11 protein-coding genes are annotated in these 11934 nt (G+C 56.4%); 7 read left to right on the forward strand and 4 right to left on the reverse strand.

From position 1 onward, the window contains the following. Position 1: 1 nt before the first annotated feature. A complete protein-coding gene (locus ACP7CZ_RS05095) occupies positions 2-2152 on the reverse strand; it encodes an S-type pyocin domain-containing protein (protein WP_294172566.1) in 2151 nt (716 codons plus the stop codon). Positions 2153-2800: 648 nt separating this feature from the next. Between ACP7CZ_RS05095 and prfB the strand changes: the two genes are divergently transcribed. The 7 genes from prfB to ACP7CZ_RS05130 all read left to right on the forward strand — a co-directional run bounded on the left by prfB (position 2801) and on the right by ACP7CZ_RS05130 (position 9557). Further along, positions 2801-3896, forward strand: a protein-coding gene (gene prfB, locus ACP7CZ_RS05100) for a peptide chain release factor 2 (RefSeq protein ID WP_096001736.1) whose coding sequence is annotated in 2 segments (ribosomal slippage) — positions 2801-2872 and positions 2874-3896 — 1095 coding nt in all. Because the reading frame shifts where the segments join, the coding sequence is not laid out codon by codon here. Between the two features lie 79 nt (positions 3897-3975). Then, positions 3976-5478: a lysine--tRNA ligase gene (gene lysS / locus ACP7CZ_RS05105; RefSeq protein WP_003189082.1), complete on the forward strand. Its 1503-nt coding sequence runs from the start codon at positions 3976-3978 to the stop codon at positions 5476-5478. 143 nt (positions 5479-5621) lie between these two features. Beyond that, the gene (locus tag ACP7CZ_RS05110; RefSeq protein WP_169918944.1) at positions 5622-6338 is read left to right on the forward strand and encodes a TetR/AcrR family transcriptional regulator; all 717 of its coding nucleotides are present in this window, start codon (positions 5622-5624) and stop codon (positions 6336-6338) included. Between the two features lie 128 nt (positions 6339-6466). Next, positions 6467-7744 (forward strand): flavohemoglobin expression-modulating QEGLA motif protein, encoded by a 1278-nt coding sequence (locus ACP7CZ_RS05115; protein WP_014717201.1) that lies wholly within the window; start codon positions 6467-6469, stop codon positions 7742-7744. A gap of 154 nt (positions 7745-7898) precedes the next feature. Continuing rightward, positions 7899-8804 carry an alpha/beta hydrolase gene (locus ACP7CZ_RS05120; protein ID WP_034126512.1) on the forward strand — a complete coding sequence of 302 codons (906 nt, stop codon included), beginning with the start codon at positions 7899-7901 and terminating at the stop codon, positions 8802-8804. Beyond that, positions 8801-9127 (forward strand): hypothetical protein, encoded by a 327-nt coding sequence (locus tag ACP7CZ_RS05125; RefSeq protein WP_054917825.1) that lies wholly within the window; start codon positions 8801-8803, stop codon positions 9125-9127. The genes ACP7CZ_RS05120 and ACP7CZ_RS05125 overlap by 4 nt, the downstream gene beginning before the upstream one ends. A gap of 109 nt (positions 9128-9236) precedes the next feature. Beyond that, a complete protein-coding gene (locus ACP7CZ_RS05130) occupies positions 9237-9557 on the forward strand; it encodes a hypothetical protein (RefSeq protein ID WP_057976017.1) in 321 nt (106 codons plus the stop codon). A gap of 292 nt (positions 9558-9849) precedes the next feature. Here the strand turns inward: ACP7CZ_RS05130 and ACP7CZ_RS05135 are convergent, their stop codons facing one another. The 3 genes from ACP7CZ_RS05135 to ACP7CZ_RS05145 form a co-directional block, all read right to left on the reverse strand. After that, the gene (locus ACP7CZ_RS05135; RefSeq protein ID WP_034126516.1) at positions 9850-10635 is read right to left on the reverse strand and encodes an OmpA family protein; all 786 of its coding nucleotides are present in this window, start codon (positions 10633-10635) and stop codon (positions 9850-9852) included. Between the two features lie 56 nt (positions 10636-10691). After that, positions 10692-11117: a DUF4398 domain-containing protein gene (locus ACP7CZ_RS05140; protein WP_034126517.1), complete on the reverse strand. Its 426-nt coding sequence runs from the start codon at positions 11115-11117 to the stop codon at positions 10692-10694. A 283-nt stretch (positions 11118-11400) separates the two neighbouring features. After that, positions 11401-11745 carry a hypothetical protein gene (locus ACP7CZ_RS05145; protein WP_034126518.1) on the reverse strand — a complete coding sequence of 115 codons (345 nt, stop codon included), beginning with the start codon at positions 11743-11745 and terminating at the stop codon, positions 11401-11403. Positions 11746-11934 lie beyond the last annotated feature (189 nt).

Raw genomic sequence — 11934 nt, forward strand, 5'->3', positions numbered from 1 at the left:
CTTAATTACCTTTGCCGTGAATACGCTTATGAAGTTTTGGAGTGACTATGTGGATATTGTCGATGTCGAAAATTTCTCCGCCTTGGGAAATGAATATTTTATGGTGAAGTTCGAATTTACTAGATTTTCCAGCATGTTCTAGTTCGCTAGTATAGGGCGCCTTGCCGTTTAGTATTCTTCTTAGGTTTTGACGGTTTAACTGACTAGCCAGTTCCGAGTCGCTAGCAACCGTTTTCCAGAAGGCTTCACGAAATGCCTTGAAGTTTTTAAATTCTTGACCTCTCAGTTTTGCGGCAATTTGCGATGGTATAGGGACTCCTTCACCCTGGGAGGCCGCTCCCAGCCAAGAGCCGGTTATAGATTGCCCATTGCCTGTCACGATTCCGGGATCTTCACGCCGATCCCTGAACATGACATAGATTGGAGGCAGGCCAGAATCGACCGGGAAAACGATGATGAAGTCGTCAAATCCAGCTTCAACAACGGCTGGAAAACTGTCAACCCTACCCTCGACTGGAATTGTGTCGGCGCCTGAATAGACGGGCGTTTCAGGCGGGGCCGGTGGCAGCGTTGTTGAGCTATCTCCAGGAGCGGAAATAGGTGTCCAAATCAACGTTCTTGGTGGAATGTCACTTGTCGTGACGGTGTATACCTTCTGCTCAGGATCATAGGTCGCAGTAACCACTTTGACCCTGGAAGGCACGCTTGCACCATCGGTGTTGACCACAAAAACTTCTGACCGCCCATCTGCGGCCGTCCTCGAACTCATTCGAACCGGCAGGTCGATTGTGCCGTTGACTGCCGAACTTATCGTCGACTCGTCGAGGCCTGGTACCAAGGTTGAGATCGGTGTGCCAAGCGCATAACGCTCTGGAAGTTCTCCGTTCGCGAGTTTGGGAGAATAGATCAGCGCTGAAACACCGACCATCAAGCCACTCGCGGTACTGGCGGCCAATTCCGTCAATGCGGCCACTGCTGCCCCAATAGCGGCTCGCAGCGTGACGGTAACCCCCTCTGCTGTAGCGATAGTCCCGACTGAGGTCATGACTATCGCTTGAGTCGCAGCAGCAGTGCCCGACAGTCGATAGGTATTGGCTACTCTTACCGCTTCAATACGCGCTTGGGCCGTTGCTACGTGCTGCGCACGTTCTGCGAGGTCGCTGATTGCATTGGAGGCGTTGGCAAGAAACCGCGCGGACTCTGACTTCAGCACAAAGTCATGATGGCTGAGCCATCTCACCCCAAGCGCGGTGTTCCGCTGCAGATAAATAAGCTGTTTGAGTCCCTCAAGCTCGGGTTTGCTGAGTGGCGGTGTAACCTGTGGGTTGGCTGCGGGATAGTAAATCATCAACCCGTTCCGGTTTATGGCTAACGGTGGGTCAATAGGTTTGATCGCTGCCATCGTTTCTTCGATCATTTTGTCCAGCGTGTTTTTGTAACGCATGAGGGGCTGGTCGGGTGTCAATCCAACGACCGAACCGGCAAGAGAGGCGAGTTCCACCTGCAGGTATTCCGGCAGCAACTGCACCTGAATTTCCAACTCATCTGCAATGGCCTTCAGATACTCATTGTGTAAATTTGCCCAGCCAGGATCCTGTTCGGCTAAATTGGCCTCCAGCGTTTGCCGGGCCTTTGCCAACCCTGAAAGTTTTTTAGTCAGAATGTCTATGGAGAGCGAGAGAGCCTTGAGTTCTTGTGCGGCCCTCCAGACGTTGTCGTAAAGTGTGTAGGCATCGCCCAGATTTTTTATCGGGTCAGAAGAGGCAAGCGTTTCACGTAGCTTTGTATAAGTTAAGTTTTCCATCAGGTAAAAAGGGCTTTGATCATAGAGCCCATAGATGAGTGGCGCAGTACTGGCGTATTTGGTTTTTTTCGCGCCGATGATTTCAAGTGTGATTTTTTGATCGAGAACGGCTGAGGCTGTTTCTGTAAGCGGCTGTGAAGCTTTCGCGGCGTGCTGTTTCTCTGCGAGTTCGCGTTCAGTTTCAGTAGTGAGCGTTGCGAACCGTGCGCTGTACTCCGCGTCAATCAAGGATTGATTGTACTTTTGCTCTCCAATGAAATCGGCGGTGGTGCTAGGGAAGTCAAACTGCTTGAAGCGGCTACGGTCTCCTTCACCTCGACGTGGCCCTTCTTGAAGGCCCCCAGCCATCTCCACTTCCTACGTAGCCTCCGCCTTCACCACCCCAATAAGTGTTTCGTCTCCCTGCGGTAATTATCGTCGGCTTGAGTTCTAAAGGTTGTCCTGGCTGCCACCCTTGTTGTGCCATAGGGCCTCTCCATTTTTATGAGAGTGATCGTTAGAGTTTGTGTGTCCTGAAGAAAAAACTCAGGCGCTTTGATCAAACTTATTTGAGAGGGAAGAAAGAAAAAACTGATGGCGTTTTGATTTGGTTTTATGCGTGTAGGAGGCTTTGTAAGACGGTTCTGAAACTGATGTATTTATATTCTTGTATGTTTATCACTTGAGTCTTGGGATGATTTGGCTAGAAACCTAATTGTTTGTTTTTATTGGAGTGGGTTGGTTTGTGGTCTTTTAGGCAGGCTCTGATTTGGATTTTCAAATTATTTGTATAAACAGATGAGCGGTCTGGTTTTAGCGAGTAGTAGGTCGGGTTTTCTAACGCGCGGCATCGTCAATCTATAGGAAATGCTCTGATGGTCGCGTATCCGTCACCGAAGCAAGCGTGACGAGAGGGAAGCGCTGTCTTGGCAGAATCGACCAAGCGGGCTGCCGTTTCCAGCCGTTTGCCGTTATACTCGCCGGCTTTCAAAAGTTCGCCAACGAGTGCTGCCCGCCATGGAAATCAACCCGATCCTTAACACCATCAAGGACCTGTCCGAGCGCTCCGAAACTATTCGGGGGTATCTTTGACTACGATCAAAAGCATGAGCGTCTGACCGAGGTCAATCGCGAGCTTGAAGATCCGAGTGTCTGGAACAAACCTGAATACGCTCAGGAACTGGGGCGCGAGCGCGCTGCGCTGGCACAGATTGTCGATACCCTCGACGAACTGAACACCGGCCTGGGTGATTGCCGCGACCTGCTGGACATGGCCGTCGAAGAAAACGACGAAGGCGCAGTGGGCGATGTTGTCGCCGAGCTGGCCCGTCTCGAGGAAAACCTCGCCAAGCTTGAATTCCGCCGCATGTTCAGCCACGAAATGGACCCGAACAACGCCTACCTGGATATCCAGGCCGGTTCCGGTGGCACCGAAGCCCAGGACTGGGCCAACATCCTGCTGCGCATGTACCTGCGCTGGGCCGACAAGCGCGGTTTCGACGCGACCATCATGGAACTGTCCGCCGGTGAAGTGGCCGGTATCAAAGGTGCGACCGTACACATCAAGGGCGAATACGCCTTTGGCTGGCTGCGCACCGAGATCGGCGTGCACCGCCTGGTGCGCAAGAGCCCGTTCGACTCCGGCAACCGTCGCCACACCTCATTCTCTGCGGTGTTCGTCTCGCCAGAGATCGACGACAAAGTGGAAATCGAGATCAACCCGGCCGACCTGCGGATCGACACCTACCGTTCCTCCGGCGCCGGTGGTCAGCACGTAAACACCACTGACTCGGCCGTACGTATCACCCACGTACCGACCAACACCGTGGTTAGCTGCCAGAACGAACGTTCCCAGCACGCCAACAAGGACACCGCCATGAAAATGCTGCGGGCCAAGTTGTACGAGCAGGAAATGCAGAAGCGCAACGCCGCTTCCCAGGCGCTGGAAGACACCAAGTCGGATATCGGCTGGGGTCACCAGATCCGTTCGTACGTGCTCGACGCCTCGCGGATCAAGGATCTGCGCACTAACATCGAACGCAGCGACTGCGACAAGGTACTCGACGGCGATATCGACGAATACCTGGAAGCCAGCCTGAAATCCGGCCTCTAATACCCTCTGTGGGAGCGGGCTTGCCCGCGATCCCCCGCCGAAGGCTGGGGGCAACGAACCTGATGGAATATTTAAAGACATGAGCGACCAACAACTCGACCCGCAAGCCCTGCAACAGGAAGAAAACTCCCTGATCGCCCTGCGCAAGGAAAAGCTTGCTGCCGAGCGCGCCAAGGGTAACGCCTTCCCCAACGACTTCCGTCGCGACAACTACTGCGATGCCTTGCAGAAGCAATACGCGGACAAGACCAAGGAAGAACTGGCAGAGGCTGCGATCCCGGTCAAGGTGGCAGGTCGCATCATGCTCAACCGTGGCTCGTTCATGGTGATCCAGGACATGACCGGTCGCATCCAGGTCTACGTCAACCGCAAGACCCTGTCCGAAGAAACCCTGGCCTCGGTGAAAACCTGGGACATGGGCGACATCATCGCCGCCGAAGGCACCCTGGCCCGTTCCGGCAAGGGCGACCTGTACGTCGAGATGACCAATGTACGCCTGCTGACCAAGTCCCTGCGCCCGCTGCCAGACAAGCACCACGGCCTGACCGACACCGAACAGCGCTATCGCCAGCGCTACGTCGACCTGATCGTCAACGAAGACGTGCGCCAGACCTTCCGCGTACGCTCGCAAGTCATTGCTCACATCCGCAGCTTCCTGATGCAGCGTGACTTCCTGGAAGTGGAAACCCCGATGCTGCAGACCATCCCGGGTGGTGCCGCAGCCAAGCCGTTCGAGACCCATCACAACGCGCTGGACATGGAAATGTTCCTGCGCATTGCGCCTGAGCTGTACCTCAAGCGGCTTGTTGTTGGCGGCTTTGAAAAGGTGTTCGAGATCAACCGCAACTTCCGTAACGAAGGCGTCTCGACCCGTCACAACCCTGAATTCACCATGTTGGAGTTCTACCAGGCCTACGCCGACTACGAAGACAACATGGACCTGACCGAAGAGCTGTTCCGCGAGCTGGCACAGCTGGTGCTGGGCAGCACTGACGTGCCGTACGGCGACAAGGTGTTCCACTTCGGCGAGCCATTCGTGCGCCTGTCGGTGTTCGACTCGATCCTCAAGTACAACCCCGAGCTGACCGCTGACGACCTCAACGACATCGACAAGGCCCGTGCCATTGCCAAGAAAGCCGGCGCCAAGGTGCTGGGCTTCGAAGGCCTGGGCAAGCTGCAGGTGATGATTTTCGAAGAATTGGTGGAGCACAAGCTGGAACAGCCGCACTTCATTACCCAATACCCGTTCGAAGTGTCGCCGCTGGCCCGTCGCAACGACGACAACCCGAACGTCACCGACCGTTTCGAGCTGTTCATCGGTGGCCGCGAAATCGCCAACGCCTATTCCGAGCTTAACGATGCGGAAGACCAGGCCGAGCGCTTCATGGCCCAGGTGGCCGACAAGGACGCCGGTGACGACGAAGCCATGCACTACGATGCCGACTTCGTTCGGGCCCTGGAGTACGGCATGCCGCCGACTGCCGGTGAAGGTATCGGCATTGACCGTCTGGTGATGTTGTTGACCAACTCGCCGTCGATCCGCGACGTGATCCTGTTCCCGCACATGCGGCCACAAGCGTAACCGTAGCGAAATCCGAAGCCGCCTTTTATAAGGCGGCTTTTTTATGTGGCCTGTTCAAGTGGTGCTCGTCATTGATCGTTCCCACGCTCCGCGTGGGAGTGCACTCTGTGACGCTCCGCGTCACCTCTAAAGGAAGAAGTGTGGTGAACCGCATAATGGCTCAAGAAGGTGCCGCCGGCATTGCTGCTGCCGTGGCTGAAAGTGTTCAGTACCAGGGCCGCAAGGCCAGTCGGCGGGGCAGCGAGCAGCGCCGGCAAGACATTCTCGATGCGGCCATGCGTATCGTCGTGCGCGATGGCGTGCGGGCCGTACGTCATCGGGCAGTGGCGGCAGAGGCGGGGGTGCCGCTGTCGGCCACCACCTATTACTTCAAAGACATCGACGACCTGCTCACCGACACCTTCGCCCAATACGTGGAGCGCAGCGCCGCTTTCATGGGCAAGCTGTGGGTGCGCAACGAAGGCCTGTTGCGCGAGATGGTCGCCTATGGCGATGGCAGCCCGGAGTCGCGCTCGCAACTGGCCGATGATATCGCGCGCCTGACCGCCGACTATGTGCTGCGTCAATTGACCAACCGCCGCGAATACCTGATGGCCGAGCAGGCTTTTCGCCAGGAGGCCCTGCTCAACCCGCGCCTGGCCGAACTGGTACGCTCCCACCAACAGATCCTGTTGCAGGGCACCGGGCAGTTTTTCCAGGTATTGGGTTCCCGTGAGCCACAGCAGGATGCCAAGGTGTTGACGGCTATCATCAGTCGGATGGAATATCAGGGCCTGTTGGGCGGCGCAGAGCCTTTGACGGGTGACGAGATGCTTGAAATCCTCAAGCGTCACATGCACCTGGTATTGGCCTCGGCCTAGCCCTGTGCGCAATCTGCTTTGGGTGGGGGCAGGCAAGCCAGCTCCTACCTCTGATGGGCCTGCTGCTCAGATGTGAAGCCGTGCGCTAACTGCGCGTGGGCCAATAACGTTTAAAGAGGAAGCACCGGGTGGACGATTACCAGCAGACGATACGCACCTTGTCCGATCGCATTGTGCTGGCGCAAACACCGATCCGCGTCCTTGATGCGGTAAAATGGGACGAGAACATTCGTCAGGGATTTCTCAAGGCCAAGGGCAAGGCGATGCCTGCCGTAGACCGTGATTACTACCTGAACCGGCCGCTGTCGTTCGATTCCAGTGCGGTGAAGCTGGAGTTTCAGAACATCGAGCGCGACATCACCCGTCGCCTTGGGCAATTCAGTCCGGTTGGGCAGATCATGCGGCGCATGTGCCGTGAATACCGCATGGTGGTGCGCATGCTTGAAGCGCGCGGCACCGAGGACTTCGGTCTGATTTCCCAAGAGCTTTACGGCGCCGCCTCCGATGCGTTCCACGCCGGCGACCCGACCCTGGCCGACCTTGGCCTGATGCTCTCCGACTATCTGAACAACATCGATGGCCGGGGTGACCTCAAGGACGAAGCCAAGACCCTCACCGCCAAGGACGCGGTCAGCCTGCTGCAAACGCGCCTGAACAAGGTGTTTGGCGAAGCCGAAGAGACCATCCGCGTGTTCGAGTCCGACGGCATCGTCGCCGATGCGGCAGCGGGCGCCGACTACATCAAGATCCGCGCCGATGCGATGTTCAATGACCGCGACGTGCGCGCCCTCGAAGTGCATGAAGGGTTGGTGCATGTGGGCACCACCCTTAACGGCCAGAACCAGCCGATCTGCACGTTTCTGTCCAAGGGCCCGCCGTCGTCCACCGTCACCCAGGAAGGCCTGGCGATCCTGATGGAAATCATCACGTTTGCCTCCTACCCCAGCCGCCTGCGCAAACTCACCAACCGGACCCGCGCCATCCATATGGTGGAGGAGGGCGCCGACTTCCTGCAGGTATTCGAGTTCTTCCGCGAGCAAGGCTTTGAAATGGCCGAAAGCTATGGGAATGCCAGCCGGGTATTTCGTGGTTCGGTGCCCACCGGCCTGCCATTTACCAAGGATTTGTCCTACCTCAAGGGCTTTATCATGGTCTACAACTACATCCAGCTCGCCGTGCGCAAAGGCAAGCTGGAGCAAGTGCCGCTGCTGTTCTGCGGCAAGACCACCCTTGAAGACATGCGTACCCTGCGCCAGTTGGTCGACGAAGGCCTGGTGGTGCCGCCCAAGTACCTGCCGGAGCAGTTTCGTGACATGAACGCGCTGGCGGCCTGGATGTGCTTCTCCAACTTCCTCAACCACTTGAGCCTGGACCGGATCGAGGCGGATTACTCCAATATCCTGTAACTGACGAAACCGAATCAAAAAATGTGGGAGCTGGCTTGCCTGCGATAGCGCTGGGTCAGCCAGCACTCAGTCACTGATAGACCGCTATCGCAGGCAAGCCAGCTCCCACATTTGATCTTTACTGGTCTTCAGAACTTTCGCGAGGTTTCAACGGATGAGAATCCTCGGCATTTTATGCCTGCTACTCACATTGAACGGCTGCAGCTCCTTGCTGTTCTACCCCGAGCCCGGCCTACCCTTCACCCCGGAAAAAGCCCACCTGCAATACCGCGACGTCACGCTCACCACCGCAGATGGCGTGAAACTGCATGCCTGGTGGCTGCCGGCAAAACCCGGTGTCCCGCTCAAGGGCACAGTCCTGCATTTGCACGGCAACGGCGGCAACCTCGCCTGGCACCTGGGGGGCAGTTGGTGGTTGCCGGAGCAGGGTTATCAAGTGCTGTTGCTGGACTATCGCGGCTATGGGCTGTCGGAAGGCAAGCCGTCGTTGCCGGCGATCTACCAGGATATCGACGCCGCCTTCGGCTGGATCGACAAGGCGCCTGAAACCCAGGGGCAACCGTTGGTTATTCTCGGCCAAAGCCTGGGCGGTGCACTGGCGGTGCATTACCTGGCAGCTCACCCGGAGCGTCAAGCCCAGCTAAAAGCCTTGGTACTGGACGGCGTGCCAGCCAGTTATCGTGACGTAGGACAATTCGCCCTGAGCACTTCCTGGTTAACCTGGCCGTTGCAGGTGCCGCTGTCGTGGCTGGTGCCCGACGCCGACAGTGCGATCAATGCCATTCCCCGGTTGACCGGCGTGCCCAAGCTGCTGTTCCACAGCCTGGATGACCCGATCGTGCCGGTGGCCAATGGCATCCGCCTGTATCAAGCGGCGCCACCGCCCAGGGTGTTGCAACTGACCCGCGGCGGCCATGTGCAGACCTTTGCCGACAAAACTTGGCAGACCGTCATGCTGCGTTATCTGGACGACCCTCAGCACTTCAACGGCTTGCGTCGCCTGGGGGAAATTCCGAATTACCCTATTCCTAAAGTTGACTCATCAGAGAGCCCGCAATGAGCGAAGAACGCAACATGATCCCGCTGATCCTCACCGGCATCGGTACCATCATCGGCACCGTTGGCTGCCTGTGGTACTACGGCTACCTGCACTTCGCCAAGCCCGAAGATGCGTTGCTGCTCAGCGATTTCACCATGCTCAAGACCATACCGGGCGAAGATTACAAAGTGTCCCTGACCCCGGCCGCGCAAGTGGCGCAGTGTGTTGACGGCGTGTTGGTGATGTTTGATACCGAGCAGAAAGGCTTGAGCGGCGTGCTGGTGAACAACAAGAAGCAGGCCGTACGTTGTATAGGTCAAGAAACGCCGAAACTGGAGCAGTAGGACAGGCAGTGTGGGGAAAGCTGGAACCATTTTGAGTGAGTTGCCACTGATTTGGGACCGAGCAGCAACGCTGATTCGGTTAACTCTTTAACTTGATTTGGAGTCACATATGTCTATAAGTGGAGTTGGTCCTTCCCAAGGTGGTTTTGGCGCTCAAGATGCAGGTCAACAATCCGGTGACGTGGGCAGCCTCAAGAAAGAGATTGAGGATCTGAAGAAGCAAATAGGTCAGATGCAATCTCAAGGTGCCGGTGGTTCAGAGGGCAGCGGCGGTTCGGGAGGCGCTATGGATGACCTTAAAAAACTGCTGAAAGAACTCGAGGAAAAGCTTAAAGCTATGGAAGGTCAAGAGGGTAAAGGCGCTGATGGCGAAGGCAGCAAGCCTGGGGGCGAAGGTAGCGCAAAGATTTCCATTGATTTCCAGCAGTAACATGAATAACGGGAACCGTCTTGCGTCAGAAGCCACAAAAGCGTCATGACTCATAAAGATTGGGGCCGAGACAGTGGCGATTACTATTGCTGCGATACGCAATATGTTGAACATGGCGAGAGGGCATGAAGAACTGGAGCGCAAAGTTGCCCAGACGCATGAGCTTAGCCAACTGATGGACAAGCTATCGAGCGCGAAGATAGAAATGCCGCTCGAAGATACACATCGTCCAGTCGGGTTCGACGAACCCAAAAAAAACCCACCGTAAGGTGGGTTTTTTATCCAGCATCAATCAGTTAGCAACGGAAGACCGTGGCTTGACCGGCTGGTTGTCGTTGGAAATGGTCACTTCCACGCGACGGTTCATGGCGCGGCCGGAGACGCTGCCGTTATCGGCAACCGGGTATTCCTTGCCATAACCCTGGGTCACGATACGCGAGATATCCACGCCTTGTTGAGCCAGTGCACGCTGAACAGAAGCGGCACGACGCTCAGACAGGCTCTGGTTGTACGAGTCGGAACCGGTGCTATCGGTATAGCCTTCGACGATCACTTTACGGTCTGGGTTATCGCGCAGGAACTGAGCCAGCTTGGTGATGTTCACCAGGCCGCTGGATTTCAGATCAGACTTGTTGGTGGCGAACAGCACGTCACCGAAAGTCACCAGGGTGCCGCGATCGGTTTGTTTGGCGTTCAAGCTGTTTTGCAGTTGCTTGATTTGTGCGTCACGAGCGTCCAGCAGGGCGCGGGCACGTTCGTCACCAGCGTTTTTCAGCTTGGCCTCGGATTCGCGCAGGACGATGGTGTCCTTGGCCACTTCAACGCGCTGGTTGGTCAGGTAGGCCAACTGGTCGACTTTCTTCTCGTCTTCCTTGTCGCGGTAGGCCTTGTCAGCCTTGTCCAGCCATTCGCTGGCGTCTTTGGTTTCCAGCGCCGCCAGCTTGGTGGCTTGCGGGTTGGTTTGCAGGGACGAGAAATTGGTCCGCGCATTTTCCAGGTTCGCGTTCGGCGGGGTGGAGCAGGCCGCCAAGGCAACGCTCATCGCCAGCAGGGCAGGGATCATCAATTGTTTACGCATAGTCGTGTCGTCCTTTCAATTCGATATCAGGTGCGATGCAGTCAAGGGGCTGCGGCTTACTTCTGCATGATTGCAGCAGGGCGCATGCCTTCCTTACGCAGTTCTTCAACAGCCTTCTGGGAATCCTTCACAGCCTGTTGAGCCTTGGCAGCCTGGGCCTTACGCTCAGCGACGCGGGCATCCCACTCGGCTTGTTCAGCCAATTGGCGAGCCTTGTCGTAGTTCTTGTCGTGCATGGCAATCTCAGCTTCTTTGAGCTTGTCCTGGGCCGACTTCATTTCCACCGCCGCATACTCGGTACCGCCGGCGCTGACTGCGCTGTTGACGGCCGATTGGGTTACGGCGTACTGCTCGGTTGGAGGGTTGCCGGCGCAGCCAGCCAGAACGAAGCTGGTGCCGATTGCCAGCGCGGCCAATTTGAGCCCGCGCAGGTGGTTAAACGAGGATTTGGCAGTGCTGGTGTTCATCGTCTTCAACTCCATTGGATAACTCCTGAAAAACATCAAAATCCATCGGGGCGTATCGATTTCGGGCCCGTCGGTAAAGCACATGGCGTCCGTTCAAACGACCGTTCCACAAGTGATGGCTACTGGCTGTGACCGGAGGCTTTTTTCAAAAGTTCAGCGGATATGGCGATTTGCCTAAAAAAATATCTGACTGATTGGTCAGTGTTTGAAAAATGGAACTTTCGCGGTGCGCAGCGGTACCTCCGGGCCTGTAAAAGGCCCGGAATACGTGGGTTTAATTGACGTCAATAAATGTTTATCAGTGTTTTTGTTCGTCAGCGCCGGCCGACAAATCATGTAAGTGGCGACGGGATAAAGTAAGAAAGCGTGGCGTGGGGCCGACGTCTTCATACAGCGGGTCACCCTCTTCGTCGGTGGCAATTACCTGCTGGCCCTGGATGTAGGGAAAGCTGGCTTCCAGCTCTTCAAGGGCGGCACCGATCAACTCGCCGAGCAGTTCTTCGACATGGCGCTTGGGGTACATCTCGGCAATGGCTGCCAGCCGTGCAGCGGCTTCTACATCCAGATGAATGGCGTACTCAGTCTTGGTCAAACGACCCTTGGCGGTTTCTTCCCAATGCTGGGCCAGTTCTCGAATTTTCATGGCTACCTCAATAAAGCCTGCGATGGCAGGCGGTGATGAGCGACCAGCCGCCTGCGCGGATGACGCGGCGACTCACCGTTGAGACTAGCTGCAAGCGCCAAGGTTTAAAGTCGTTTGCGTTCGGCCTTGTCAGAAACCGACGTCGGCGGCACTCTGAAGCACCTGCGCGTCCCGGATTTCTGGCTGGAG

The organism is Pseudomonas sp. DWP2-2, assembly GCF_049897065.1.
Lineage (GTDB): Bacteria > Pseudomonadota > Gammaproteobacteria > Pseudomonadales > Pseudomonadaceae > Aquipseudomonas > Aquipseudomonas paracarnis.